Here is a 25,805-nt window from a genome sequence, read left to right on the forward strand (position 1 = left end):
GCAGCGGGCCAGAACGTCTTTCAGCCCTGCTTGCGCCGCCGCCGCGCATACAGACGGTAGGCCAGCCAGACCGCAATGCCGATGGCGGCGGCCACCGCCAGCTTGGTCTCCACACCGTGCAAGCGGCCCAGCATCGACTCGATGGTCTCGCCGAACACATAACCCACCAGGCTGAAGCACACCGCCCAGATCGCGGCGGCAATGGCGTTGAGCACCAGAAAACGCAGTGGCGACACGCGCGATACCCCCAGCGCAACCGGCCCCACGGTGCGCAGGCCATACAGAAAGCGCAGCGCCAGGATGAAGCCGTGCGGATAGCGGTCGATGGCGGCCAGCGCCTTGCCAAATGCCGGCTGCGCGCGGATCCGCGCCACGTAGCGATGGTCCCGGTAGCGCCGTCCCAGGTAGAACAGCGCCTGGTCGGCCAGGAACGAGCCGGCGAACGCGCACAGCATGACGTAGGGCAGATGCAGCAGGCGTTGGTGCGACAGGAAGCCCGCCAGCACCACCACGCTTTCGCCTTCGAGCAGGGTGCCGCCAAAGACCGCCCACAGGCCGTAGTCGACGATGAACTGGTGCAGGTGCGGATTCATGCCGGGCGCTCGCCGACGATGCGCGCCAGGGTGCCCAGCGCCTGCGCGATGTCCGGCGTGTGCCGCTGTCCGCAACTGATGCGCAGGAAGTGGTTGTAGCGGGTGCTGTTGGAAAACATCGCGCCCGGCGCCACGCGGATGCCTTGCTTGAGCGCGGCGTCGAACACGTCCAGCCCCGAACGGCCTTCGGGCATTTCCACCCACAGCAGCATGCCGCCCTTGGGCACGCTCAGGCGCGTGCCGCGCGGGAAGTGTGCCGCGATGATTTCGGCGGTCTGGTCGCGCTGGGTCTTCAGTTGCCGGCGCAATCGCGCCAGGTGCCGGTCGTAGGCGCGCGAGCCCAGGTAGTCGGCCACCGCGATCTGCGCCAGCGGCTCATTGGGCCGGCTTTGCGCGAACTTCAGCATGGCGATGCGGGCCTTCCAACGGCCGCCCAGCAGCCAGCCCAGCCGCATGCCGGGCGCCAGCGTCTTGTGCAGCGACGAGCAGTAGATGACGTTGCCGGTCGGGTCCCAGGACTTGGCGGCGGCCAGGGGCGTGTCGTCGTCGGTCAGCGCGCCATAGGTGTCGTCTTCGATCAGCGGCACCTGCTGGCGCTCGCACAACGCGACCAGGCGGGCCTTTTCGGCATCGGGCATGACGCAGCCCAGCGGGTTCTGGAAGTTCGGCACGACCACCACCGCGCGGATGTTGCCGTGCGTCTGGAAGGCCAGGTCCAGCGCTTCGATCGACAGCCCGTGCTGCGGGCTGGTGGGAATCTCCAGCGCGCGCATGCCCAGGCTTTCCAGGATCTGCAACAGGCCGAAGTAGGTGGGTGACTCGACCGCGATGGTGTCGCCGGGGCGGGCCACGGCGCGCAGCGCCAGGTTCAGGGCCTCGATGCAGCCGTGCGTGACGATGACGTCGTCGGGCGTGGCATTGATGCCGTTGGCAAGCGCGCGGCGTGCCAGCACGGTGCGCAGGTCCGGATGGCCTTGCGGGGGCACCGGGCTGACCAGCACCTGGGGCGATTGCCGCAACGTGCGGATCATGGCCTGTTTCAGGTCTTCCATCGGGTAGGCGTCCGGCAGCGCCGCGGCCAGCGCGAAATTGGCACTGACCGGATGGGCCTCGCACTTGGCCACGAAATCCGACACGCGGTCATGGATGCCGACGTACTGCGCGGCGCCCAGGGACTGGCGGATGTCCGGTTCGTTCACGGGGGGAATGCTGCTGCGGCGCGGCTTGAGCACGAAGTAGCCGGAACGGGGGCGGGCCTCGATCAGGCCGTCGTCTTCGAGCAGGCGGCAGGCCTGCAGGGCGGTGGACAGGCTGACATGATGGGTACGCACCAGCGTACGCACCGACGGCATGCGCTGAGCCGGGGCCAGGACCCCCGTCTGGATGGCGCGCCGATAATGGTTGGCCAGGCGTAGATAGAGCGGTTGCGGTTCCATGCGCCGATCATGCTCCCCTAGGTTGGTGTGAGGGTAGGCACAGATTCACGCAAAGTACACCAGAACAGCGGCAAAATCGAGAGTCTGCATCGGTACAGAAAGCCGAATTGTGTGGCTGTTGCGCAAAGCAGGGGGCTCGTAGGCTACAGGGGTCAGATTGGAGATGACCATGGCCCTTTTTCCCGCCCCCGAATTGCCCGCCCAACGTCTTGAAATCCTGTCCGGCGCCAGCCGGCAGGTGCACCTGCGTGGGGGCGCGACCGTCGTCTGCGTCAGCGGCAGCCTGCTGGTCGTCGAGCCGCCGTATCGCTCGGAAGTGCCGCCTGGCCGGCATGTGCCGCCGCCGGTCCGCCTGAACGCGGGTGAAAGCTACCCCTTGCCGGAAGGCGGGCCGCTGGTGTTGACGGCGCTGTGCCGGGCGCAGGCGATCTGCCTGGATGTTCCCAGCCCCGCGCAGCGTTTCTGGGCCATTGCCCGGGGTGTTTTTCGGGCCGTCAGCAAAAATAATCGGCAAAATGGCCTGGGTGCGCTGCACAAGATTTCAAAATGATGTATGATTCACACATCAGACGCGGGGTGGAGCAGTCTGGCAGCTCGTCGGGCTCATAACCCGAAGGTCGTAGGTTCAAATCCTGCCCCCGCAACCAGTTTCAAGCAGTCCCTGGCCCCATCGGCAGCACGCTTTTACCGCCTGCCCAGGGCGCCACGAAAAAACCGCGACACAGGTCGCGGTTTTTTTTCGCCCCCGCCTTGCCTTGCATCAAGTCATCGTTCCAGTCCGGAGTTTCCCGGGGTCTGGCGGCCGCACAGCCGGCGGACGCTGCGCTACCATGGGTCACGCGCGCTAGTTCGCCGCACACGAGGAGGGTCCATGGGCACAGCAAAATACGATCATCCCGGCTACGTGGCCGATACCGGCACCGAAGGCAAGTATCACGTGGGCATCTGGTGCCCGCATGGCTATCCGGCCCACATCCATATCGGCCGACCGGCCGAACGGGGCGATCCCCAGGCACTGCTGCGCTTGCGCATCCCCGATGGCGTATTCCAGTCGCTGCCCGACGATCCCGAAACCCTCTGCCGCCGCGCGTTGGGCCAGGCGTTGGGGGCGGGCCTGTTGCGGTCGGTGTCGGTCGATGGCGAATACCAGGAGCTGCGCTTTCAGCTCGACGCCGAGCCCTGGTCGGGGCCCATGCAGGCTGCGGGCAACGCCTAGCGGGCGCAAGTTACCCACAGTGATTGTGGACAAGCCTTGGGATAGCCACTGTGCATGTCGTAATATCCCTGTCATATCAAAGGCTTGTGGCCAACGATGAATAAATGCCCCATTCGGGGCATTTTTTTGTCCCATACGCGGCGTGGGGCCTCTCGCCAGGGCCGCATGCGACAATCGCTGCCCCGACGGCCCCTGCCGCCCTGGTCCTTCCGAATCGCTTCTTCATGTACTTGCACCCGCATCCGTTGCTCGACTGCGCCAAGGCGTCGACGCCATGAACTCGTCCCTCAAGCGCGTCGCCATCATCGGCGGCGGTCCTGCGGGCTTGATGGCGGCCGAAGGCCTGGCCGCGCAGGGGGTGGCGGTCGATGTCTACGACGCCATGCCGTCGGTGGGCCGCAAGTTCCTGATGGCTGGCCGCGGCGGCCTGAACCTGACGCACAGCGAGGCCGCGGCGCCGTTCCTGGCCCGCTACGGCGATCGGGCTGCGCAGATCGAGCCTTGGCTACACCTGCTGGATGCCGGCGGCCTGCGCGAATGGGCGCGGCAACTGGGAATCGAGACCTTTGTCGGGTCGTCCGGCCGCGTGTTTCCGTCCGAAATGAAGGCCGCCCCCTTGCTGCGGGCCTGGCTGGCACGGCTGCGCGCCAGGGGTGTGCGCTTTCACATGCGTCATCGCTGGCTGGGTTGGCCTGCCATGGTCACGCCCACGGCGGCTGATCTGCGCTTCGATACCCCCGACGGCGTGCGCAGCCAGGCGGCCGATGCCGTGGTGCTGGCGCTGGGCGGCGGCAGCTGGGCCAAGCTGGGTTCCGACGGCGCCTGGTTGCCCGGGCTGGCGGCGCACGGCGTCGGGGTGGCGCCGCTGCGGCCCGCCAATTGCGGTTTCGACGTGGCCTGGTCCGAGCATTTCCGTCAGCGTCATGCGGGTCAGCCAGTGAAGTCCGTGGCCATGCGCGCGGCGAGCTCGGAGCGGGCCCGCCAGGGCGAATTCGTGGTGACGGAAAACGGAATCGAAGGCAGTCTGGTCTATGCCTTGTCGGCGCCACTGCGCGACCAGATCGACACGGCGGGCCACGCTGTCGCGTTGTTGGACCTGGCGCCGGACTGGACGGCCGAAAAGGTCATGGCCGCGGTAACGCATCCGCGCGGCGCGCGGTCCATGTCCAGCCACTTGCAGAGCCGGTTGGGGCTGACGGGGGTGAAGGCGGGTTTGCTGCGCGAATGCGCGGGGGCCGACGATTTTCGCGATGCGCAGCGTCTGGGCGGGTTGATCAAGGCGTTGCCGGTGACGCTGTTGCGGGCTCGCCCCATGGACGAAGCCATCAGCACGGCCGGTGGTGTGCGCTTCGATGCGCTGACGCCTGGCTTGATGCTGCAGGCTTTGCCAGGTGTTTTCTGCGCAGGTGAAATGCTGGACTGGGAAGCGCCGACGGGCGGCTATCTGCTCACCGCGTGCATGGCCAGCGGCCGCGTCGCGGCGCGAGGCGTGGCGGGCTTCCTGGCAGGCGCCAACGCGTAAGGCCGGGCCGCCGGGCCCGGCGGCAGTGGCAGGGCGGCCTCAGGAACCGTGAGGATAGGGCTGGGCGCTCTGGCCAGGGCGCGGCGGCGCCAGGTCATTGACGACATGGCCCACCACGAGGCCGCCGTCGGGTTGCGCGACGATGCCGATGACTCGGGTGATGGCGCTGGCGGGCATGCTGGCATCCTGGCCGGGGTCCTGCACCAGTTGCCAGATCTTGGCCTCGCCTGAAGGCATCTCGGCGTCTGCCGCTTCCGAGGCATCCAGACAGCTGCGGGCGAATACAGACCAGTCAGAAGCGCTGCAAGGCAAGCCGTGCGCGGTGGCCAGGCGTGCCAACGCCAGAGGTGCATCCGCCTGGCCGGCGGCGTGCTGGGCGGCGGCGCCCAGCGACACGTCCAGCGACAGCAAGCGGAGGAACTCTACGACATTGTCTGTATTCATTTGTTCGGTCTCCCTCGTTAGAGCTGTTCTGGCTGACCGCCGGCGGCACGCGCCGGTTGGGGGGTCAGCCGGGTCCTTGTCCTAGCATTGCGACCAGCGATTGTTTCAGGCGCGCCGAAAAAATGGGTACCGTATGCGAAACGCCATTGCGGTCGACGCCTTCCTTGAGCTGGACCGATTGGCCCAGGAAAATCTCGGGCGCCGCGGCAATGCCGTTGTAGCGCGCCAGCAGGTCATCGACCTGTTCCTGCGCGTCGGCCAGTGTGCTGCTGTCGGCCAACTGGCCCGCGGCGTGGTTCTGCAGGATACGGTGCAGATCGTCGATGAAGAGCGCCAATGCGGCTTGTCCGCGGCATTGCGGTTGTTCCCAGCCCCACGCCTGCGGCGAGCCGCCGTTGTTGTTTTCCGATAGGTGTTTCTTGGTCATTTGCGAATCCTAATCCATTGCCGGCAAATAGGCGACAAGCGCGCAGTGCCCGGCGATGTGACCAATCGGTCGCACCTTGGCCGCGGCCTGGGGGCTGGGGCGGCCACCCTGCGCAAACGGCGGTCTTTGCGGTATGCTGGCTTCGGTTTCCACGCCTCGATAGGAGATGCCCATGAAGAACAAAGTCATTCTTGTCATGATGCTTTCGATTGCCGCCCTGACGGCGGGGTGCAATACCGTTGCAGGCGCCGGCAAGGACATCCAGCGCGGCGGCGAGAAAATCGAGGGTGCCGCCAACAAGTAGTGGCGTTACGTTGTCCGCGCGCCCTCGGCGCCGCAAAGGCCACGCAGAAATGTTCCGGCATTTCGGGCGTGGCCTTTTTACTGCCGCTGGCATAATCGCGGGAATCCGAATCTGAAGGCAGGAAGAATCATGCGCAAGTCTGTATGGGTGGGCGTCACGTTGATGGCAGTGCTGGCTGGATGCGCCAGCAAGGGCGTCTACGAGTCCGATACCGTGCTCAAGGAAACCTTCAGCGTGGACACCAATTACCAGGCGGCCTTCCGCCGCGCCGGTGAATACGTGCGTACCTGCCACGTCAATGTGCAGCACCCCTACAACGTGGCCTACGCCTGGCGCCACACCATCGGCGAAAAGGGCGCACCCGACGAGGTGCAGGTCTTCAAGGTAGGCGAGCCCGCCACGGTGCTCGAGCTGGTGTCCGCCGAGTCCGACGGCCCTGCCAAGTCCAAGGTCACCGTCACGGTCCTGGGCCAAGGCCGCTGGGACGCCGCTGAAATCGCAGCCGCGCGCGCCTCGATCCAGAGCGCCACGCCCGTCTGCCGCAAAGGCTGATCCATGGACCCCCGCGCCCAGCAGATCCGCGCCGCCGGCATGCCGTTCGCGCTGCTGGCGGGCGCCTTTCGTTTCCTGGGCTGGTTGAACGGCGCCGCGGCGCTGGGCCTGGCGGCGTTTTCGCTGGGCATGGTGGGCGGTGATATCGCCGCCCCCGATCTGCAGTTACCCCTGTTCCTGCTGCTGGCCGGCCTGCTGACGGCCTGCCTGGGGGCCATGTTCGGGTATCTGGCGCAGGTCAGCCTGTTGCGCCAGGGCTACAACGGCCGGGTGACGCGCGGGCACCTGCCGGCGCAGACGCTGGCCCTGCTGTGCTATGTGGCCAGCGCCCTGGCTTTCTGCGCCGGCTGCTGGTTGGCGGCCGGGCAAGCCGCCGCGGACGCCTCGCCCCACATGACCACCTACGCTCGCCGATAAAAACAACGGGTAAACCCGTGTGCGCAAAAGTGTTGGACTTGCACTTGCGTTGGGAATAATATGCGCAGTGCGTATATAAACCCTTTATCCGGGACCTGTCATGACCATTTCCCAGCAAGCTTTCCTGCGCGACGCGATGCGACGCCTGAACCTCACGCGCGACGTGTTCGCGACCCGGATCGGCGTCAAGCGCCGTGCCCTGGATACCTGGCTGCTGCCTGAGGGCTCGCAGGAATTCCGGGCCATGCCGGAAGTGGTGCAGCGCTTCGTCAGCGAAATCGTTCAGAACGGCGTGTTGCTCGAAAAGTATACGCAAAGCGTACAAGATGGCCCGCTGCGTGACCGGATCGCGGTGGAAGGCAAGAACCAGTTGCTGTCGGTGGACCAGTTCACCCGGGAATCGGTCGAAGACCTGTTCCGCGTGGCCGACATGATGCAGCCCATCGCGCGCCGCCAGAAAGTGTCGCGCGTGCTCGAAGGCGCCGTGCTGGGCAACCTGTTCTTCGAGGCCAGCACCCGTACCCGCGTCAGCTTCGGCTCGGCATTCTGCCGCCTGGGCGGCTCGGTGTGCGACACGACGGGCTTCACGTTCTCGTCCATGGCCAAGGGCGAATCCATCTACGACACCAGCCGCGTCATGAGCGGCTACGTGGATGCCATGGTGATCCGCCATCCCGAGCAGGGCTCGGTCGCGGAATTCGCGCGCGCCACCAACATTCCGGTGGTCAACGGCGGTGACGGCCCCGGCGAGCACCCCAGCCAGGCCCTGCTGGACCTGTACACCATCCTGACCGAGTTCTCGCGCCTGGGCAAACTGCTGGACGGCGCGCACATCGCCATGGTCGGCGACCTGAAGTACGGCCGCACCGTGCACTCGCTGATCAAGCTGATGGCCCTGTACAAGAACGTCAAGTTCTCGCTGGTGTCGCCCAAGGGCCTGGAAATGCCCTCGTACATCATCGAGCAGGCCAGCCGCAACGGCAACATCATCGAGCAGAAGACCACGCTGGCCGAAGGCCTGGCTGGCGCCGACGTCATCTATGCGACGCGTGTGCAGAAAGAGCGTTTCGCCAACGAAGAAAACGAAGGCTACACGCCCGATTTCCAGATCAACCGCGCCATCATCGACGCGTATTGCAGCCCCGAAACCATCGTCATGCACCCGCTGCCGCGCGACAGCCGTCCGGGCGCCAACGACCTGAGCGTGGACCTGAACCATGATCCGCGCCTGGCGATCTTCCGCCAGACCGACAACGGCATTCCCATCCGCATGGCCATCTTCGCGGTGCTGCTGGGCGTGGAAGGCCTGGTGCAGCACTCGCTGCGCGACGTGACGTGGCAGCACCCGTCGCACGTCGGTCCTGACGATTCGGTCTTCCACGGCCTGGAATAAACCGCACAGGGCGGCGCCGCTGCGGCGGCGCGCCCGCGATTTCAAGCATAATCCGCGCTGGTTTTTCCTGTCGCGTGTCGCTCCGAGACACGCCATGGAGTCTTCGGTCGGATGGTTTTATGTCTTCGATGAGTCGCGCGGTTCCGTCGTCCCCTGATCCTGCCGGTCAGGCCTGCTATCTCAGCGCGTCCAATGCGCAGGCCTGGCAGGCGGTCTATTCGTCGGTGGATGCCTACACGCGCGGCCAGGTCGCCGCGGTCGTGTCCGACAGCGCCATCGAACTGGTCGACGCCTTCTATTCCACCTTGCTGGCCGATGCCGAAGCCGGCCCGCGCCTGTCGCACGAGATCGTCTCCAGCCGCCTGCACAAGGGCATGAAGCACTGGCTCAAAGGCCTGTTGTGCGTGCGCGACCAGGGTGACATCGCCGCGCTGATGGCGACGCAGAAGAAGGTCGGCGAAGTGCATGCGCGCGTGCACATTCCGATCCACCTGGTGATGGCCGGCGCGCGCATCCTGAAGAACGAGATCGCGCAACGCCTGCGCGTCAGCGACCTGGACGGCACGGCGGCGTCGATCGCGACCCAGTACGTCTGTAATCTCTTCGACCTGGCGATCGAGCAGATGAGCCGCGCCTTCATGCGCGACATCAACCGCGGCGCGCGCAACGACGAGGCCTACCGGCTGTTCGCGCTGGGGCAGAACATCTCGACCGAACGCGAGCGCCAGCGCGCGGCCCTGCTCGAATGGAGCCAGGCCGTGCTGATCGGCCTGCACTACCGTGCGCCGGAGCAGGTCCTGCCGCGATTGGCGGCGTCCGAATTCGGCCTGTGGCTGCAGCACAAGGGGGGCGTGCTGTTCGAAAGCGCGCCGGCGCTGGGCCAGATCACCGAGGCCGTGTCACGCCTGGACGACGTGGTGCTGCCGCGCCTGCTGCAAGGCGGGCAGGCGGGCCAGCCATCGTTGCCCGACCAGGTGCGCGAGCTTCAGGAACTGGTGGCGCGCATCAAGCACCTGCTCAATGGGCTCTTTGACATGGTGGCGGAAATCGAAAGCGGCAGCGACCCGCTGACCAATGTGCTGAACCGCCGCTTCCTGCCGTCGGTGATCGGCCGCGAGATCCTGATCGCCACACGCGAGCATTCGGCGTTTTCGGTGCTGCTGCTGGATATCGACCATTTCAAGGCCATCAACGACCAGTACGGCCATTCCGGCGGCGACCAGGTGTTGCGCCAGTTTGCCGAAGTGGTGCACCAGTCATGCCGGTCCAGCGATTTCGTGTTCCGTTACGGCGGCGAGGAATTCCTGGTGGTGCTGGTGGATACGGCGCGCGACGCCGCCCTGGCGGTGGCCGAGAAGCTGGGCGCCGAAATCCGCCGGCATGCATTCAGCATTCCCGAGGCCGGCGCGTTGCGCATCACGGCCAGCATCGGCGTAGCGACGTTTGACGGCCACCCTGACTACGCCTATCTGATCGATCGCGCCGACAAGGCGCTGTACCAGGCCAAGCAGGGCGGGCGCGACCGCAGCGTTGCGGCCTAGGGTTGGCCGGGTTCAGTGCATCGTGGCGCTGCCGCGCCACAATGCGCATCGATCCCGCTGGGCCATGAAAAAGGCCGCCCTAACAAGGGGCGGCCTGATGGAGCGTAGCCGGATCGGCCAAGCGCCTTAGATCTTCTTTTCGCCGCCCAGGGCCTCGACCAGTTCGGCCAGCATCTTGGCCAGCTCGCCCGTCATGAGCATCATGTCGGAATCGAACTTCTCGTCGTCGTTGGTGGCCATGTTGTCGTTGCCTTCCTTGAGCACGTCCAGAGGGGCAACGCGCTTGACGTCCAGGCCTTCGGTCAGCACGAACGAGATGCGGTCGGCCCAGGTCATGGCCAGGCGCGTGCACTGCTTGCCCGACTGGATGTGGCGGCGCACGTCGTCGGCGTCGATCGAGTGCTTGACGTAGCGGATGGCCGCGCCGCTTTCGCCGGACGAGCGCAGTTCGGTGTCCTGGTCGATGCTGAAGTTGGACGGCGCTTCGTCTTCGGCCAGCCAGCCGGTCATGGCCGAGGCGGGCGACTGCGCGACGTACAGGTTTTCGAGCGGGAAAGGATCCACGCATTTGGCCAGCAGGCCGATGACTTCGTCGGCCTTGGCCGAGGCGGCGGCGTCGATGACCAGCCAGTGGTTCTGCGGGTCGATCCAGACGCGGGTGTCGCGGTAGACGCTGAAGGCGCGCGGCAGGAGCTCGTCGGTGACGCGTTCCTTGATTTCCTTCATCTGCTTGCGGCCGGGCTTGTAGCCTTGCTGCTCTTCGATTTCCTGGGCGCGAGCCTTGGCGACCTGGTTCACGACCGTGCTGGGCAGCAGTTTCTTTTCGGCGCGCAGGTTGAGCAGGATCTGCCCGCCCACGACGTGGGCCAGGCCCCCGTTTTCGCGCGGGGGCACCCAGCCCAGGCTTTGCATTTCGAGGTTGTTGCCGGCTTGGTAGGCATGCCGCGCAAGCGTTTCTTCAAGCTGCTCGCCGGTCAGGGTCCACGGCGAGGAGAGGCGGTAAATCTTGAGATTCTTGAACCACATGAGCGTCGGCCAAAAGGGTAGATTCTATACGACCCTGGCCGCTTTGCCGCAGCGGTGCAATACGATGGGGCGAGGCGACACGTTCTGTCACTGACACATGCCCGGCCTTGCGGTAACGTCCGCGGCAACCGTGTGCAAGAGGAGAGAAAGCATGAAAGTCGTCGGCGCTATCCTGATCGTGCTGGGCATTGCCGCTTTGGCCTACAAGGGCTTCAGCTACAAGTCCGAGGAAACCGTGCTGCAGGTGGGTTCGGTCAAGGCTACGGCCGAAACCGAGAAGTCCGTGCCGATCCCCATGTGGGCCGGCATCGCGGCCATCGTGGCGGGCGTGCTGGTCATCGGCGTCGGCATGCGCCGCTAAAGCGCGCCTTCGCGTCATCCCGGGCGGCCGATTCATCGGCCGCTTTTTCATGTGCGCGCATCTGAGTGCACAAGCATTCGGGCGCATGAAAAAAAAGCGGCCCGGCTCAATAGAGGCCGGGCCGGTACGGGAGCACACAATACCGCGTCATAAAAGGCTCGCGGGGAACGCGGTATCGGTGTCAGAACACTAGCCCTGCAACCGCCTGACAGGGGGATCAATCGCCAGGCGATCAGGCGCAAGGCCGTAATCTGAGGCGCCAGTCTAATTGTCAAGGTCTGACAGCGTCCTGAATCCAGCGGGCCTTTCGCGCTACGCGCGACAGGCCTGCGAAAAAAAAAGCTCCCAAGGGAGCTTTTGAAAGGCCGGGTAGGCGCAGCAGTCCCACCCGGCGGGGGATGGTCGTTCAGGCGTTGATGTCGTTGTCCTTGGATTCGCGCACGAACAGCGTGCCGATGACCAGGGTCATGACTGCGATGATGATCGGGTACCACAGGCCGTCGTAGATGTTGCCGGTGGCGGCGACGACGGCGAAGGCGACCGGGGGCAGGAAGCCGCCGAACCAGCCGTTGCCGATGTGGTACGGCAGGCTCATCGAGGTGTAGCGGATGCGGGTCGGGAACATTTCCACCAGCATGGCCGCGATCGGGCCGTACACCATGGTCACGTAGATCACCAGGATGGTCAGCAGCACGACGACCATGACGTTGTTGCTTTGCGCCGGGTCAGCCTTGGCGGGGTAGCCGTGGCTGCGGATCGCGGCGGTCAGGGCCTTGTCCAGTTCGGCGGCCTTGGCCTTGAAGTCGGCGGGCGCCATGGCCTTGCCGTCGAACGAGGCGAACTCGTCGTTGCCGATCTTGACCTTGGCGAGCGAACCGGCGGGGGCCGCTTCGTTCTTGTAGTTCACCGAGTTGCGGGCCATGAACGACTTGACCACGTCGCAAGAGCTGGTGAACGAGGCCGTGCCCACGGGGTTGAACTGGAACGAGCAGGTGGTCGGGTCGGCGATGACCGTGACCGGGGCGCTGGCCTGGGCCTTTTCAAGCGCCGGGTTGGCGAAGTGCGTGATGCCCTGGAAGATCGGGAAGTAGGTCGCTGCGGCGATCAGGCAGCCGGCCATGATGATGGGCTTGCGGCCGATCTTGTCCGACAGCGCGCCGAAGATCACGAAGAACGGGGTACCGATCAGGAGCGCGATGGCGATCATGATGTTGGCGGTGTTGGCGTCGACCTTCAGCGTCTGCGTCAGGAAGAACAGCGAGTAGAACTGGCCCGTGTACCAGACCACGGCCTGGCCGGCGGTCAGGCCCAGCAGCGCCAGGATCACGACCTTCAGGTTCTTCCATTCACCGAACGATTCCTTGATCGGAGCCTTCGAACCCTTGCCTTCTTCCTTCATGCGCTTGAAGGTGGGGGATTCATTCAACTGCAGGCGGATCCACACCGAGATGCCCAGCAGGATGACCGAGATCAGGAACGGAATGCGCCAGCCCCAGGCCTTGAAGTCGTCTTCGCCAAGGTAGGTGCGGATGCCCAGGATCACCAGCAGCGACAGGAACAGGCCCAGGGTCGCGGTGGTTTGAATCCAGGACGTGTAGAAGCCGCGGCGGCCATGCGGCGCATGCTCGGCGACGTAGGTCGCGGCACCACCGTATTCACCGCCCAGCGCCAGGCCTTGCAAGAGGCGCAGGATGATCAGGATGGCGGGAGCGGCCATGCCGATGCTGGCGTAGCTGGGCAGCACACCCACCAGGAAGGTGGACAGGCCCATCAGCACGATGGTGACCAGGAACGTGTATTTGCGGCCGACCAGGTCGCCCAGGCGGCCGAACACCAGTGCGCCGAAGGGGCGCACCGCGAAGCCGGCGGCAAAGGCCAGCAGCGCGAAAATGAAGCCCGCGGTGGGATTCACGCCCGAGAAAAAGTGCTGCGCGATGATCGCGGCCAGCGAACCGTAAAGATAAAAGTCGTACCACTCGAACACCGTGCCCAGCGACGAGGCAAAGATGACGCGGCGTTCATCCTTGGTCATCGGGCGCGGTTCCGCGGATGGACCGCGACCTGCCATGGTAGTTGTGCTCATGATGTCTCCTCGATTTTTTCTGGCCGGCGGTTTTCCGCCGTGCGTCACCCTCCGCCGGCGAGACCGACATCGAGCTATGCGCAAGGTTGGGGCGCGAGGCTGACGAGGTTCTGACGTGACCCTTACCTGAATCTTAAAATTGAAACTAAAAGTAACTGTGTCGTGGGGAGCTAGGGATAGTCCTTAGGTGCGGTCAGGGCACCAAAGCTAGCTGTCGAGGTCGTCGGCGGGTTCGGCGTAGAGCGGAAAGATCACTCGGATGCGGGTGCCCGGCAGATCAGAGTGCGGCGTCGGGTGGTCGCTGATGAGCACGGTCGCCTGGTGCTTCTGGGCGATCTCCCTGACGATGGCCAGCCCCAGGCCGCTGCCGTCGGACAGCGTGCCCAGCACGCGGTAGAAGCGGTCGAACACACGCTCGCGCTCTTCGGGCGCGATGCCGGGGCCGGAATCCTCGACCTCCAGCAGGCCCTGGCCATCCTGTTCCTGCACCCGCACCGTGATGTGGCCGCCGCGTGGCGTGTAGCGCAGCGCGTTGTCCACCAGGTTGTTCAACAATTCGGCCAGCAGCAGCGGGTTGCCATTGATCAGCACCGGGGTTTCCGAGCCTTCGAAGCCCAGGTCGGTGCTGAGCGACAGCGCCTGCGGCACCCAGTGCATGGCCTGCTCGTAGGCAATGGCGTTCAGGTCGGTGGCGGCCAGGCCGATGGCGCTGGGGTTCTCGGCGCGCGCCAGCAACAGCAATTGGTTCACCAGGCGCGTGGCGCGTTCGGAGCCGGTCACCAACTGGCGCAGGCTGGACTGCATTTCCTCGGGGCTGGCGTCGCGCAGCGCCAGTTCGGCCTGTGTGCGCAGGCCCGCCAGCGGGGTCTTCAACTGGTGCGCGGCGTCGGCGACGAAGCGGCGCTGCGCCTGCACGTTGGCCGACAGGCGATCCAGCAGGTCGTTCATGGCCGCGACCAGCGGCGCGATCTCGGACGGCGCGGCGCGTTCGTCGATGGGTGACAGGTCGTCGGGCCGGCGCGCCCGCAGCCGCTGCTGCAACGCGTTCAGCGGCGCGACGCCGCGCGACAGCCCGAACCACACCAGCAGCACCGCGATCGGCAGCACCACGAACTGCGGAATGATCACGCCCTTGATGATGTCGTTGGCGAGCTGGGTGCGCTTTTCGACCGTCTCGGCCACGATCAGCAGCGCGGGTTGGGTATTGGGCAGGTTCAGGTCGACCCAGGTGTAGGCCAGGCGGATGCCGAAGCCGCGCAGGGTGTCGTCTTCGTACTGCACTTCGCCGGGACGCGGCTGGCCGACCGAGGCGGGCAGCGGCAGGGCGCGGTCGCCGCCCAGGTACTCGCCACGGCTGCCCAGGGCCAGCCAGAAGACGCTGTCGGTCTCGTCGGCGCGCAGCACCTCGCGCGCCGGATCGGTCATGCGCAGCACGGCGCGGCCGTCCTGGGCGTGCACCTGGCGGGTCAGCACGTGCAGGTTGTTGGCCAGCGCCCGGTCGTAGGGCACGTTGGCGATGTTCTGCGCCACCACGTAAGTGATGGCCACGCTCATGGGCCACAAGAGGAACAGGGGCGCCAGCATCCAGTCCAGGATCTCGCCCAGCAGCGAGCGCTGCGGCGGCGCGAAGCTGGGGCCGCGGGCGCCGGCCCGCATGACATCCAGCGCTTCCTGGTTGAGCGCCTCTGGCGTGGCGGGCTCAGCTTGCGAGGTACGCCGCACCCTGGTCCCGTTCAAGGCAATAGCCCAGGCCGCGCACCGTCACGATCTTCACGCCGCTGGGTTCCAGCTTCTTGCGCAGGCGGTGCACATAGACTTCGATGGCGTTGGTGCTGACTTCTTCGCCCCATTCGCACAGATGGTCGACCAGTTGGGTCTTGCTGACCATGCGGCCGCTGCGGGTCAGCAGGATCTCGAGCAGGCTGACTTCGCGCGCGGACAGGTCCAGCGTCTGGTCATCGACCATGGCCACGCGCCCGGTCTGGTCGAACACCAGCCGGCCGTGCTTGAGCAGCGTGGCGCCGCCGCCCGCGCCGCGGCGGGTCAGGGCGCGCACCCGGGCTTCGAGTTCGGACAGCGCGAAAGGCTTGGCCATGTAGTCGTCGGCGCCCAGGTCCAGGCCTTTGACGCGTTGTTCGATGCTGTCGGCGGCGGTCAGGATGAGGACGGGCAGGGCGGAATTGCGGGCGCGCAGGCGGCGCAGCACTTCAAGCCCGGCCAGTTGCGGCAGGCCGAGGTCCAGGATGAGCAGGTCGAAGGCCTGGGCCGCCAAGGCGGAATCGGCGGCGAGACCGTCGCGTACGGCGTCGACCGCGTAGCCGTTGTGGCGCAGCGAGCGTGACAGGCCGTCGGCCAGGATGCTGTCGTCTTCGGCGATCAGGATACGCATGGGCTGCTGAAAAATAAGGAAATCCGGCATCGCGCACTGGGCGCGCGCTGGCCGCCGGGGGGGCACGGAGCCCTGGGGCGGGAGGCCCGGCGGGCAAAGGGGACATATCGCCGGGGGTATCCGCGATTCTGTCACAGGCGACCGGGCTTGCCCACTCAGGGAATACGTGGAAAACTCTGGCACACTGGTTTTTTGTACAGTACAATCCGGTGCCATAATCTGCGCTATCCGAAATCTCTCGACAACCCCGTACCGCGCCCCGATACGTTACAGACAGGACTCTACATGGACGACAAAACCACCAAGGCCGCCGCTTCGGAAAAAGCCAAGGCGCTTGCCGCCGCGCTTTCGCAGATCGAAAAGCAGTTCGGCAAGGGCTCGATCATGCGCTACGGCGACAACGAGGTCTCGCACGACATCCAGGTGGTGTCCACGGGGTCGTTGGGGCTGGATATCGCGCTGGGCGTCGGCGGTTTGCCGCGGGGCCGCGTGGTTGAAATCTACGGTCCGGAATCCTCGGGCAAGACCACGCTGACGCTGCAAGTCATTGCCGAAATGCAGAAAATCGGCGGCACTTGCGCCTTCGTCGACGCCGAACACGCGCTGGACGTGCAGTACGCCAACAAGCTGGGCGTCAATCTGACCGACCTCCTGATCTCGCAGCCGGACACGGGCGAGCAGGCGCTGGAAATCACCGACGCCCTGGTGCGTTCGGGCTCGGTCGACCTGATCGTCATCGACTCGGTCGCGGCCCTGGTGCCCAAGGCCGAAATCGAAGGCGAAATGGGCGATTCGCTGCCGGGCCTGCAGGCCCGTCTGATGAGCCAGGCGCTGCGCAAGCTGACCGCCACCATCAAGCGCACCAATTGCATGGTCATCTTCATCAACCAGATCCGCATGAAGATCGGCGTCATGTTCGGCAACCCCGAAACCACTACCGGCGGCAACGCACTCAAGTTCTACGCCTCGGTGCGTCTGGACATCCGCCGCATCGGCTCCATCAAGAAGGGCGACGAGGTCGTCGGCAACGAAACCCGCGTCAAGGTCGTCAAGAACAAGGTGGCGCCCCCGTTCAAGCAGGCCGAATTCGACATCATGTACGGCGCCGGCATCTCGCGCGAAGGCGAAATCATCGACCTGGGCGTGGCCGCCAACGTGGTGGACAAGTCCGGCGCGTGGTACAGCTACAACGGCAACCGCATCGGCCAGGGCAAGGACAACGTCCGCGAATACCTGAAAGAGCACAAGGAAATCGCGATCGAAATCGAAAACCGCGTGCGCGAAAACCAGGGCATCGTCAGCCGCGCCGCTGAATTCGTCCCCACCGCGGAAGACGACGCCGAGTAAATCGTTCGGTAATCCGTCGCCAGGCCCCGATGCCGGGTCCTGGCTTCGCCGCCGGGCTCACCTGCCCGGCGGCCAGCGGCAGGCTCCCATGCTTTCGGCCTCTATGTCTCAGGGGCCGGCATGAGAGACCTGCCGCTGGCACTTAGCAAGCAGGAAGCGCATGAGCTGGAAACCCTCCGCCGCGTCCGCTGACCGCCTACGCGCCAAGCTGGACGACGAATTCGAAACCGTGGCCAAGCCCGAAGGCTTGCGCCGCACGTCGGACGCACGGCGCGGGTCGCAGGCGGGCGGCCAGGGCAGCGAAGACGCGCCGCCCGATCAATGGCAGCGCAGTTCTGAAATGCGGGCGGCGGGCCGCAAGGGCGCGTCCGGCCGATACGGCTCGCGCGCAGGTTCTGCTCGAGAGGGAGAGGCCTCAGGCAGCGAACCGTCGGGCGGCGATCCGTCGGGCGGCGATCCGTCGGGCGGCAGACCGTCCGATCCCCCCCGCAAGGCCAAGGCCCCGCCCAAGGGGCCGTCCTTGAAAATGCGTGCCGTGGGGTATCTGTCGCGGCGCGAGCATGCCCGCGAAGAGCTGGCTCGCAAGCTGGCCCCCCATGCCGAAGATCCGGCCGAAGTCGACACCGTGCTAGACGCGCTGGAAAAAGAAGGCTGGCTGTCCACCGAACGCTTTGCGCAAAGCCTGGTGCACCGGCGCGCCTCGCGCCAGGGGGCGGCCCGCATTGTCCAGGAACTGCGCCAGCACGGCGTGGACGACAACCAGGTGGCCGAACTGCGCGAGCAACTGCGCGCCACGGAATACGACCGCGCGCTGGAAGTCTGGAAAAGAAAGTTCGACGCCAAGCCTGAAGACCGCGCGGCTTATGCCAAGCAGGCGCGCTTTCTGGCCAGCCGCGGCTTTGCGCACGATGTCATTCGCCGCATCCTGGGGGCGGGCGACGACGAATGACGTCGCCTGGCGGCGTCCCGTCGAATCACGCTACCGCTGGGCCGCCGGATCGCTGGATCGCCGGGCCGCCGGACCGCCGGCCGCTGGAACCTCGGACTGAGAGCAACGGGTTCGTGGCGCGATGGCCCCGCCTCCGCCGCTGCCCTTACTTCGCCGACTTGATGCCGCTGAGCGTCTTGAAGCAGACGTCGCGGGTCAGTGTCAGGAATTCATCGATATAAGACGCGTCCGTGTCTTCGCTGCGCACCGTGGCGTACAGCGTGCGCCAGACGCCCTGCGGCCCCAGGCGGCACTGGCGCAGCCAGCCCTGGTTCATGTATTCGGTCAATGCCCAGTTGGGCAGGGCGGCCACGCCCCGGTTGCTGGCGACCAACTGCGCAATGATCGGCGTCAGTTCGGCCTTGCGGATGGCGGCGGGTTCGACATCCGCCGGGTCCAGGAAGGCCGTGAAGACATCCAGGCGCTGCTTGTCCACCGGGTAGGTGATGAGCGTCTGGTCAGCCAGTTGGTCGGGCATGACGAACTTGCTGCCCGCCAGTGGATTGGATTCGGACACGGCCAGCACCAGCTCGTACTTGAAGAGCGGCAGGTATTGCACGGCGTCCAGCGGCTGGGGATCGGACGTGATCACCAGGTCCAGATCCCCCCGTACCAATGCCGGCAGGGGGGCGAAGGAAAACGCCGCCGACAGGTCCAGCGCGACATCCGGCCATTGCACGCGAAAGGCGTCCAGCGCCGGCATCAACCACTGAAAGCAGGAATGGCAGTCGATCGCCAGGTGCAGGCGGCCGGTGCGGCCTGCGGCCAGGCGTTGCAATTCGCGCTCGGTGGCGCGCATGCGCGGCAGCACGTCGTCGGCCAGGGCCAGCACGCGCAGCCCTGCCGTGGTCAGCCGGGCCGGGCGGGTGCGGCGGTTCAGCAGCGGCGTGCCCAGCCGGGTTTCCAGGTCGCGCAATTGGTGCGATAGCGCGGATTGGGTCAGGTGCAGGCGCTCGGCGGCTTCCTGCAGGCTGCCGCCTTCACGGATGGCAGTCAGCGTTTCTAGGTGGCGGATTTCCAGCATGGAGGCAGTGGGGAAGGCAGGGCAGGCCGGCGCGGCGGGTGGCCCGACCCCAGGGGCCGGGAATGAGCTTATATTGTATGAGATTTCCTCATCTTATGAATGTAGACATTGATTTTGATTCATTTTGATTTGGCGGCAGAATAGCCTTCACATGAACAGATTTTGTCGAACAACGGGATAGCCATGACTACGATTCATAATTTGGGGTTTCCCCGCATCGGGGCCCACCGCGAGTTGAAGCGCGCTGTCGAAGCCTACTGGGCCGGCAAGCAGACCGCCGAAGCGCTGGAGCAGACGGGCCGTGACCTGCGTGCCCAGCACTGGAAGCTGCAGGCCGCCGCTGGCTTGAAGTTCGTGCCGGTGGGCGATTTCGCCTGGTACGACCAGATCCTGGAATGGACCACCCTGCTGGGCGCCGTGCCCGCGCGCTTCGGCCAGAAAGACAATGAACCGGTGTCGCTGGACACCTTGTTCCGCATGGGCCGTGGCCGTGCGCCGTCGGGCAAGCCCGCCGCCGCCTGCGAAATGACCAAGTGGTTCGACACCAACTATCACTACATCGTGCCGGAACTCGTTCCCGGCCAGACCTTCCGCATCGCGCGCGAATCGCTGTTCGAGCAGGTGCAGGAAGCCCAGGCGCAAGGCTATGCCGTCAAGCCGGTCATTCCGGGTCCGCTGACCTGGCTGTTCCAGGGCAAGGGCGACGCGTTCGCCGCGGGCGCCGCCGATCCGGCCAAGCTGCAATTGCTGGCCAACCTGGTGCCGGTGTACGAAGACGTGCTGGCGCGTTTTGCCAAGCTGGGCGGCGTGGAATGGGTGCAGATCGACGAGCCGATCCTGGCGCTGGACCTGCCGCAAGCCTGGCGCGACGCCTTCAAGCAGGTATACGCCACGCTGTCGGCCAGCCCGGTGAAACTGCTGATTGCCACGTACTTCGACGGCCTGAAGGACAACCTTGCCACGACGCTGGGCCTGCCGGTCGCCGGCCTGCACGTCGACCTGGTCCGCGCGCCGGAACAACTCGCCGATGTGGTGGCCGGCCTGGGCGCCGACAAGGTGCTGTCCGCCGGGGTGATCAATGGCCGTAACATCTGGCGCACTGACCTGGACGCGGCGATCGCCACGCTGGCGCCGGTCAAGCAACAACTGGGCGAACGCCTGTGGCTGGCGCCGTCGTGCTCGCTGCTGCATGTGCCGGTGGACCTGGCCAACGAAACCGAACTGGACGCCGAGCTCAAGAGCTGGCTGTCGTTCGCCGCGCAGAAACTGGAAGAACTGAGCCTGTTAGGCCGCGCCCTGGACAGCGCCACGGAACCGTCGGTGCAGGAAGGCCTGGCCAGGCAGCGCGCCGCGCTGGCGGCTCGCCGTTCGTCGGCCCGCATCCACAACCCGGCCGTGGCCCAGCGCATGGCCGTCTCGGCCAGCGTGTCGCGCGACCGCGCGCCGTTTGCTGGCCGTATCGCTCGCCAACAGGAAGAGCTGGGTCTGCCCGCCTACCCGACCACCACGATCGGATCGTTCCCGCAGACCGCCGAAATCCGCGCGCTGCGTCGCGACTGGAAGTCGGGCGCGCTGACGGACTCGGCCTACGAGACCGCCATTCGCAAGGAAATCGAGGAAGTGATCCGCTTCCAGGAAAAGGTGGGCCTGGACGTCCTGGTGCACGGCGAACCCGAGCGCAACGACATGGTGGAATACTTCGGCGAGCTGCTGGCCGGTTTTGCCTTCACCAAGAACGGCTGGGTGCAGAGCTACGGCTCGCGTTGCGTCAAGCCGCCGATCATTTTCGGCGACGTGGCCCGCCCCGCGCCGATGACGGTGGGCTGGTCGTCTTACGCGCAGTCGCTGACCGACAAGCCGGTCAAGGGCATGCTGACCGGCCCGGTCACCATCCTGCAGTGGTCGTTCGTGCGTGACGACCAGCCGCGCGAACAGACCTGCCGCCAGCTGGCGCTGGCCCTGCGCGACGAAGTGGTAGACCTGGAAGCGGCCGGCATCAGCGTCATCCAGATCGACGAGCCGGCCATTCGCGAAGGCCTGCCGCTGCGCCGCGCCGACTGGCAGGCGTACCTGGACTGGGCCGTGGATTGCTTCCGCCTGTCGACCGCCGGCGTGCGCGACGAGACGCAGATCCACACCCACATGTGCTATTCGGAGTTCAACGACATCATCGAATCCATCGCAGCCATGGACGCCGATGTGATCACGATCGAAACGTCGCGCTCCAACATGGAACTGCTCAAGGCGTTCGAAGACTTCCGTTATCCGAACGACATCGGTCCGGGCGTCTACGACATCCACTCGCCCAACGTGCCCGACGTGGACTGGATGGTCGCCCTGATGGAAAAAGCCGCCGCCCGCCTGCCCAAGGAACGCCTGTGGGTCAACCCGGACTGCGGCCTGAAGACGCGCGCCTGGCCTGAAACCGAAGCCGCCCTGATCGGCATGGTGCAAGCGGCCCGCACGCTGCGCAACGCCGCATAACCACGCCGCAGAATCACGCCTCATAAGAAGCGCGCGGCCGATCGGGCTGCGGCCTGATCCGCTGGGCAGGTTCGCGCCCGGACTGCCGGGCCCCCTGGTTTGTGCACCTCACGCACAAATCAGGGGTTTTTTTTGGGCCACCGCTTGAACGAAACCGCGCCTTGTGGGTCAATAAGCAAAAATCCTACTCACCGGATTGTTGCCGTACCTATGATTCTCCAAGGCCCTTATCGGCCGGATCTGCTTGCCGCGGAAACGTTGCCCGATATTCTGGAAGCCACGATCCTGCGGCATCCCGCCGCTGTCGCCATCCAATGGCTGGATCAATCACTGACCTACGACACGCTGGGGCGTCGCGCCGACCTGGCCGCGCACCACCTGATCGAGGCGGGCGTGCGGCCCGGCGACATCGTCGGCCTGTGCCTGCCGCGCGGCGATGACCTGCTGGTCATGCAGGCGGCCATCGCCAAGGCGGGCGCCGCCTGGCTGCCGTTCGAATCCGATACGCCCGCCGACCGCATGCTGGTCTGCCTGCAGGACGCGGGTTCGCGCGGCCTGATCGCCGGTGGCGACGTGCGGCTGGACGGCATGCTCACCTGGACCACCTGGCAGTTGTCCGAGCCGGTCGACGCGCCGCTGCGCCGGCGCGAGGGGCTGCTGCCCGAACACCCGGCCTACGTCATCTACACCTCGGGGTCCACCGGCAAGCCCAAGGGCGTGCCCATCAGCCAGGCCAGCATCTGCCACTTCCTGCGCAGCGAAAACGAAGTGCTGGGCGTGCGCCTGGGCGACAAGGTGTACCAGGGCTTTTCGGTCGCCTTCGACATGTCGTTCGAGGAAATCTGGATCAGCTACCTGGTCGGCGCGACCCTCTGGGTGGCCCCCAAGATGCTGACCACCGACCCCGAGGCGCTGCCCGAGGCCCTGGTGCGCGAAGGCGTGACGGTGCTGCATGCGGTGCCGACGCTGTTGGCGCTGTTCGGTCGCGACGTGCCGGGCCTGCGCATCGTCAACCTGGGCGGCGAGATGTGCCCGGAATTCCTGGTGCAGCGCTGGGCCACGCCGGGCCGGCGGCTGTTCAATACCTACGGCCCCACCGAAACCACCGTGTCGGCCAGCCTGGCCGAACTGCTGCCCGGCCAGCCCGTCACCATCGGCACGCCGCTGCCCAACTACGGCATGCTGATCCGCGGTGAAGACGGCGCGGTGCTGCCGCAAGGGCAGACCGGCGAACTCTGTATCACCGGCCCCGGCGTAGCCGGCGGCTACCTGGGGCGCCCCGAACTGACGGCCGAGAAGTTCCTGGCCAACCCGCGCCCCACGGGCGAGCACGACACCCGCATGTACCGCAGCGGCGACCTGGCCCGCATCGACGAAAACGGCCAGATCCAGTGCCTGGGCCGCAGCGACGACCAGGTCAAGGTGCGCGGCTTTCGGGTCGAACTGGGCGAGATCGAGGCGGCCCTGTACCGCCAGGCCGGTGTGGGCGCCGCCGCCGTGGTGCTGCGCGATCTGGCCGGTATCGACCAGCTGGTGGCATTCCTGACGCCCGAGGGCGACGCCCGGCTCGACCCCCACGCGCTGCGCGCGGCGCTGGCTGCCGAGTTGCCGGCCTACATGATTCCCGCCCGCTTCGAGCTGGTGGCCGAGGTGCCGCGGCTGACCTCGGGCAAGATCGACCGCAAGGCGCTCAAGGCGCGCGAACTGGCCACGGCTTCCGAACCCAGCGGCGAAGACGACATCCCGGCATCGGCCGGCGAACACGCGCTGTTCGAGGCATTGCGACCGCTGTTTCCGGGCCAGCCGTTGCGCCTGGCCAGCGACTTCTTCCGCGACCTGGGCGGCCATTCGCTGCTGGCCGCGCGGCTGGTGTCGTCGCTGCGCAAGCATCCGCAATTCTCCGCGCTGACCATGCACGAGCTCTACCAGCATTCGGTGCTGGGGGCGCTGGCGGCCCGGCTGGACACGCTGGCGGACGAGGCGGCGGTGGTGCCGACCGATGCTGGCGCCACAGGCGAGGGCGCAGCGCCAGAGCGTGCGCCCGAATGGCGTCGCTGGGCCTGCGGCCTGGCGCAGTTGGCCGTGCTGCCGCTCTTGATCGGCGTGCGCATGCTGATCTGGCTGACGCCGTTCTTCACCTATCACTACTTCACCGGCGACGAAGGCGATTCGGTCTGGGGCGCCGTGGCGCTGTCCATTGCCAGCTACCTGGCCTGCAACCTGCTGAGCTTCGGCGTGGCGGTGGTGTGCAAGTGGGGCATCCTGGGCCGGCTCAAGCCGGGCCGCTATCCGCTGTATGGCTGGACCTTCTACCGGTGGTGGCTGGTCGACCGCGTGCTGGACATCCCGCCCGCGCATCTGCTGGCCGGGTCGCCGTTGCAGGCCTGGTACCTGCGGGCGTTGGGCGCGCGCATCGGCCGCGACACCGCCATCAGCCGCATTTCCGTGCGCGCGCCCGACCTGCTGACCGTGGGCGACGGCGCCAGCATCGGCGCGGCGGTCAACCTGGAAAACTTCGAAGTGCGCGGCGCGCACTGGGAGGTCGCCCCGATCGTCCTGGCCGACAACGCCTATATCGGCTCGTATGCGGTGGTGCAGGGCAACGTCGCGATGGAAGCGGGCGCGCGCCTGGAAGGCCTGTCGTCCTTGCCAGCCGGTTCGCGCATTCCCGCCGGCCAGATCTGGACCGGCGCGCCGGCCCGCCACGATCCGCAGGCCCGTGCCCCCGAACTGCCGCCGCGTCCGGTGCGCGAAGGCCGTTGGGCCCGGCTGGATGTGCTGGCCTATGCCGGCGGCGGCACGCTGATCGCCGCGCTGTTCTTCATGCCGGTGTTCCCCAGTTTCGTCTTGATCGACTGGATCGACGCGCGCTGGCTCGACCTGATGGGCTCGCGTGTCTGGTGGCCCAACGCGTTCCTGGCCTACCTGCTGCTGGCCTTGCCTGCCAGCGCCTTGCTGCTGTTCCTGACCGTGCTGGTCTCGGCCATGCTGCGTTGGGCGTTGCTGCCGCGCCTGACGGGTGGGCGTTGGCCCGTCTACGGCCAGATCTACCTGCGGCGCTGGCTGACCAACCAGATCCAGGAATCCAGCCTGAGCGTGCTGCACGGTCTGTATGCCTCCATCTACGCCGGCACCTGGTACCGGCTGCTGGGCGCCAAGGTCGGGCGGGGCACCGAGATTTCCACCGCGATGGGCATCGTGCCCGACATGCTGACCCTGGGCCGCGACAGCTTCATTGCCGACGGCGTGATGCTGGGCGACGAGGAAATCGACCGTGGCTGGATGACCATGCGGCCCACCGTCATCGGCAACCGCAGCTTCGTTGGCAACGGCGCCTACGTGCCGGACGGCTCGGTGCTGCCGGACGACGTGCTGATCGGCGTGCAGAGCCGCGCCCCCGCCAACGCCCGAATGGCCAGCGGCCAGACCTGGCTGGGCAATCCGCCGCTGGCCTTGCCGGCGCGCGAACAGACCGCCGGTTTCCCCGAGCACCTGACCTTCCGCCCCAGCCTGGGCCGCAAGGTGGCGCGCGGCGCGGTCGAGGGCATGCGCATGATCTTGCCGCTGGCCGTCGTGATCGCCGTGGGCTATCTGACGGTCATGAAGGTCATTCCCATCGCCGTGCGCGACGGCTTTCTGGCTGCCTTCGATGAGCTGATGCTGGCCGGCGTGCTGTACGGCGTGGGCACCTTCCTGTTCCTGGTGCTGCTCAAATGGCTGCTGATCGGCCGCTACCGGCCGCGCGCCGAGCCGATGTGGACGCCGTTCGTGTGGAAGAGCGAAGCTGTCACCAGCCTGTACGAGTCCATCGCGGTGCCCAACTTCTTCAATTTCCTGCGGGCCACGCCCTGGCTGCCGCTGGCGCTGCGCTGCATGGGCGCCAAGATCGGCAAGCGGGTGTTCATGGACACCACCGACGTCACCGAGTACGACTGCGTATTTATTGGGGACGATGCCGTGCTGCACGCCTGGTCGGGGCCGCAGACCCACCTGTTCGAAGACCGGGTCATGAAAATCGGGCCGGTTCGCATCGGCAACGGCGTCAATGTCGGTCCGCGCACCACGATCCTGTACGACACCCGGGTCGAGGAGGGTGCCCGTCTGGGGCCGCTGACGCTGGTGCTCAAGGGCGAAAGCATTCCCGCCGGCCAGGCCTGGATGGGCAGTCCGGCCACCCCGTGGACGCGGCGCTGATGCGCCTGGCGGCCGCGGGGCTGGCGCCAGGGCCGCGCGGCGCGCATCAAGACGGTTGGGGCAG

The 25,805-nt window shown here is 66.4% G+C and carries 22 protein-coding genes and 1 tRNA gene; 14 read left to right on the forward strand and 9 right to left on the reverse strand.

Annotated elements, in window-relative coordinates; genetic code table 11:
• Positions 1–20: 20 nt before the first annotated feature.
• Positions 21–593, reverse strand: coding sequence for a DedA family protein (locus U858_RS0127175; RefSeq protein ID WP_025140272.1), 573 nt, complete (start codon positions 591–593; stop codon positions 21–23).
• Positions 590–2,029, reverse strand: a complete 1,440-nt coding sequence (locus U858_RS0127180) for a PLP-dependent aminotransferase family protein (protein ID WP_025140273.1) — start codon at positions 2,027–2,029, stop codon at positions 590–592. The genes U858_RS0127175 and U858_RS0127180 overlap by 4 nt, the downstream gene beginning before the upstream one ends.
• Positions 2,030–2,198: 169 nt before the next feature.
• On the opposite strand from U858_RS0127180, the gene U858_RS0127185 reads away from it, so the two are divergent.
• From U858_RS0127185 to U858_RS0127200, 4 genes are all read left to right on the forward strand, one after another.
• A complete protein-coding gene (locus U858_RS0127185; RefSeq protein WP_025140274.1) occupies positions 2,199–2,579 on the forward strand; it encodes a hypothetical protein in 381 nt (126 codons plus the stop codon).
• A 20-nt stretch (positions 2,580–2,599) separates the two neighbouring features.
• A tRNA-Met gene (locus U858_RS0127190) sits at positions 2,600–2,676 on the forward strand.
• 224 nt (positions 2,677–2,900) lie between these two features.
• On the forward strand, positions 2,901–3,245 hold the full coding sequence (locus U858_RS0127195) for a hypothetical protein (protein WP_025140275.1): 345 nt from the start codon (positions 2,901–2,903) through the stop codon (positions 3,243–3,245).
• Positions 3,246–3,519: 274 nt separating this feature from the next.
• Positions 3,520–4,767 (forward strand): TIGR03862 family flavoprotein, encoded by a 1,248-nt coding sequence (locus U858_RS0127200; protein ID WP_025140276.1) that lies wholly within the window; start codon positions 3,520–3,522, stop codon positions 4,765–4,767.
• A gap of 39 nt (positions 4,768–4,806) precedes the next feature.
• Here the strand turns inward: U858_RS0127200 and U858_RS0127205 are convergent, their stop codons facing one another.
• Entirely contained in the window at positions 4,807–5,211 is a 405-nt protein-coding gene (locus tag U858_RS0127205; RefSeq protein ID WP_025140277.1) for a hypothetical protein, read from the reverse strand.
• A gap of 64 nt (positions 5,212–5,275) precedes the next feature.
• On the reverse strand, positions 5,276–5,638 hold the full coding sequence (locus U858_RS0127210; RefSeq protein ID WP_025140278.1) for a hypothetical protein: 363 nt from the start codon (positions 5,636–5,638) through the stop codon (positions 5,276–5,278).
• Between the two features lie 172 nt (positions 5,639–5,810).
• Here U858_RS0127210 and U858_RS0127215 point away from each other — a divergent pair, with 172 nt between their 5' ends.
• The 5 genes from U858_RS0127215 (at position 5,811) to U858_RS0127235 (ending at position 9,845) form a co-directional block, all read left to right on the forward strand.
• On the forward strand, positions 5,811–5,942 hold the full coding sequence (locus tag U858_RS0127215) for an entericidin A/B family lipoprotein (protein WP_025140279.1): 132 nt from the start codon (positions 5,811–5,813) through the stop codon (positions 5,940–5,942).
• 129 nt (positions 5,943–6,071) lie between these two features.
• Positions 6,072–6,494 carry a BPTD_2524 family lipoprotein gene (locus U858_RS0127220; RefSeq protein WP_025140280.1) on the forward strand — a complete coding sequence of 141 codons (423 nt, stop codon included), beginning with the start codon at positions 6,072–6,074 and terminating at the stop codon, positions 6,492–6,494.
• A 3-nt stretch (positions 6,495–6,497) separates the two neighbouring features.
• Positions 6,498–6,911, forward strand: a complete 414-nt coding sequence (locus tag U858_RS0127225; RefSeq protein ID WP_025140281.1) for a hypothetical protein — start codon at positions 6,498–6,500, stop codon at positions 6,909–6,911.
• Positions 6,912–7,011: 100 nt separating this feature from the next.
• Positions 7,012–8,304: an aspartate carbamoyltransferase gene (locus U858_RS0127230; protein WP_025140282.1), complete on the forward strand. Its 1,293-nt coding sequence runs from the start codon at positions 7,012–7,014 to the stop codon at positions 8,302–8,304.
• A gap of 119 nt (positions 8,305–8,423) precedes the next feature.
• Entirely contained in the window at positions 8,424–9,845 is a 1,422-nt protein-coding gene (locus U858_RS0127235; RefSeq protein ID WP_025140283.1) for a diguanylate cyclase, read from the forward strand.
• 126 nt (positions 9,846–9,971) lie between these two features.
• Here the strand turns inward: U858_RS0127235 and U858_RS0127240 are convergent, their stop codons facing one another.
• Entirely contained in the window at positions 9,972–10,871 is a 900-nt protein-coding gene (locus U858_RS0127240) for a recombination-associated protein RdgC (protein WP_025140284.1), read from the reverse strand.
• Positions 10,872–11,022: 151 nt separating this feature from the next.
• On the opposite strand from U858_RS0127240, the gene U858_RS0127245 reads away from it, so the two are divergent.
• Positions 11,023–11,232, forward strand: a complete 210-nt coding sequence (locus U858_RS0127245; protein WP_025140285.1) for a hypothetical protein — start codon at positions 11,023–11,025, stop codon at positions 11,230–11,232.
• Positions 11,233–11,638: 406 nt separating this feature from the next.
• Here U858_RS0127245 and U858_RS0127250 read toward each other — a convergent pair whose 3' ends face one another.
• From U858_RS0127250 to U858_RS0127260, 3 genes are all read right to left on the reverse strand, one after another.
• Positions 11,639–13,300, reverse strand: coding sequence for an MFS transporter (locus U858_RS0127250; protein WP_042885633.1), 1,662 nt, complete (start codon positions 13,298–13,300; stop codon positions 11,639–11,641).
• A gap of 222 nt (positions 13,301–13,522) precedes the next feature.
• Positions 13,523–14,899: a sensor histidine kinase gene (locus U858_RS0127255; RefSeq protein ID WP_115597025.1), complete on the reverse strand. Its 1,377-nt coding sequence runs from the start codon at positions 14,897–14,899 to the stop codon at positions 13,523–13,525.
• 115 nt (positions 14,900–15,014) lie between these two features.
• Positions 15,015–15,704, reverse strand: coding sequence for a response regulator transcription factor (locus tag U858_RS0127260; RefSeq protein ID WP_006393745.1), 690 nt, complete (start codon positions 15,702–15,704; stop codon positions 15,015–15,017).
• Positions 15,705–15,989: 285 nt separating this feature from the next.
• Between U858_RS0127260 and recA the strand changes: the two genes are divergently transcribed.
• Positions 15,990–17,051, forward strand: coding sequence for a recombinase RecA (recA, locus tag U858_RS0127265; protein WP_025140288.1), 1,062 nt, complete (start codon positions 15,990–15,992; stop codon positions 17,049–17,051).
• A gap of 340 nt (positions 17,052–17,391) precedes the next feature.
• Positions 17,392–18,000: a recombination regulator RecX gene (recX, locus tag U858_RS0127270; protein WP_081821738.1), complete on the forward strand. Its 609-nt coding sequence runs from the start codon at positions 17,392–17,394 to the stop codon at positions 17,998–18,000.
• Positions 18,001–18,145: 145 nt separating this feature from the next.
• Here recX and U858_RS0127275 read toward each other — a convergent pair whose 3' ends face one another.
• Positions 18,146–19,063, reverse strand: a complete 918-nt coding sequence (locus U858_RS0127275) for a LysR family transcriptional regulator (RefSeq protein ID WP_025140290.1) — start codon at positions 19,061–19,063, stop codon at positions 18,146–18,148.
• 183 nt (positions 19,064–19,246) lie between these two features.
• Here U858_RS0127275 and metE point away from each other — a divergent pair, with 183 nt between their 5' ends.
• Positions 19,247–21,547 (forward strand): 5-methyltetrahydropteroyltriglutamate--homocysteine S-methyltransferase, encoded by a 2,301-nt coding sequence (gene metE / locus U858_RS0127280; protein ID WP_025140291.1) that lies wholly within the window; start codon positions 19,247–19,249, stop codon positions 21,545–21,547.
• A gap of 210 nt (positions 21,548–21,757) precedes the next feature.
• Positions 21,758–25,741 (forward strand): Pls/PosA family non-ribosomal peptide synthetase, encoded by a 3,984-nt coding sequence (locus tag U858_RS0127285; RefSeq protein ID WP_025140292.1) that lies wholly within the window; start codon positions 21,758–21,760, stop codon positions 25,739–25,741.
• Positions 25,742–25,805 lie beyond the last annotated feature (64 nt).

Source organism: Achromobacter sp. DH1f, from assembly GCF_000633435.1.
Classification (GTDB): Bacteria; Pseudomonadota; Gammaproteobacteria; order Burkholderiales; family Burkholderiaceae_B; genus Achromobacter; species Achromobacter deleyi.

Bases quoted from the DNA above. Each gene is read 5' to 3' on its own strand.
- U858_RS0127175 (WP_025140272.1), bottom strand. From the start codon at position 593: ATGAATCCGCACCTGCACCAGTTCATCGTCGACTACGGCCTGTGGGCG.
- U858_RS0127180 (WP_025140273.1), bottom strand. From the start codon at position 2,029: ATGGAACCGCAACCGCTCTATCTACGCCTGGCCAACCATTATCGGCGC.
- U858_RS0127185 (WP_025140274.1), top strand. From the start codon at position 2,199: ATGGCCCTTTTTCCCGCCCCCGAATTGCCCGCCCAACGTCTTGAAATC.
- U858_RS0127195 (WP_025140275.1), top strand. From the start codon at position 2,901: ATGGGCACAGCAAAATACGATCATCCCGGCTACGTGGCCGATACCGGC.
- U858_RS0127200 (WP_025140276.1), top strand. From the start codon at position 3,520: ATGAACTCGTCCCTCAAGCGCGTCGCCATCATCGGCGGCGGTCCTGCG.
- U858_RS0127205 (WP_025140277.1), bottom strand. From the start codon at position 5,211: ATGAATACAGACAATGTCGTAGAGTTCCTCCGCTTGCTGTCGCTGGAC.
- U858_RS0127210 (WP_025140278.1), bottom strand. From the start codon at position 5,638: ATGACCAAGAAACACCTATCGGAAAACAACAACGGCGGCTCGCCGCAG.
- U858_RS0127215 (WP_025140279.1), top strand. From the start codon at position 5,811: ATGAAGAACAAAGTCATTCTTGTCATGATGCTTTCGATTGCCGCCCTG.
- U858_RS0127220 (WP_025140280.1), top strand. From the start codon at position 6,072: ATGCGCAAGTCTGTATGGGTGGGCGTCACGTTGATGGCAGTGCTGGCT.
- U858_RS0127225 (WP_025140281.1), top strand. From the start codon at position 6,498: ATGGACCCCCGCGCCCAGCAGATCCGCGCCGCCGGCATGCCGTTCGCG.
- U858_RS0127230 (WP_025140282.1), top strand. From the start codon at position 7,012: ATGACCATTTCCCAGCAAGCTTTCCTGCGCGACGCGATGCGACGCCTG.
- U858_RS0127235 (WP_025140283.1), top strand. From the start codon at position 8,424: ATGTCTTCGATGAGTCGCGCGGTTCCGTCGTCCCCTGATCCTGCCGGT.
- U858_RS0127240 (WP_025140284.1), bottom strand. From the start codon at position 10,871: ATGTGGTTCAAGAATCTCAAGATTTACCGCCTCTCCTCGCCGTGGACC.
- U858_RS0127245 (WP_025140285.1), top strand. From the start codon at position 11,023: ATGAAAGTCGTCGGCGCTATCCTGATCGTGCTGGGCATTGCCGCTTTG.
- U858_RS0127250 (WP_042885633.1), bottom strand. From the start codon at position 13,300: ATGGCAGGTCGCGGTCCATCCGCGGAACCGCGCCCGATGACCAAGGAT.
- U858_RS0127255 (WP_115597025.1), bottom strand. From the start codon at position 14,899: ATGCTGGCGCCCCTGTTCCTCTTGTGGCCCATGAGCGTGGCCATCACT.
- U858_RS0127260 (WP_006393745.1), bottom strand. From the start codon at position 15,704: ATGCGTATCCTGATCGCCGAAGACGACAGCATCCTGGCCGACGGCCTG.
- recA (WP_025140288.1), top strand. From the start codon at position 15,990: ATGGACGACAAAACCACCAAGGCCGCCGCTTCGGAAAAAGCCAAGGCG.
- recX (WP_081821738.1), top strand. From the start codon at position 17,392: ATGCGGGCGGCGGGCCGCAAGGGCGCGTCCGGCCGATACGGCTCGCGC.
- U858_RS0127275 (WP_025140290.1), bottom strand. From the start codon at position 19,063: ATGCTGGAAATCCGCCACCTAGAAACGCTGACTGCCATCCGTGAAGGC.
- metE (WP_025140291.1), top strand. From the start codon at position 19,247: ATGACTACGATTCATAATTTGGGGTTTCCCCGCATCGGGGCCCACCGC.
- U858_RS0127285 (WP_025140292.1), top strand. From the start codon at position 21,758: ATGATTCTCCAAGGCCCTTATCGGCCGGATCTGCTTGCCGCGGAAACG.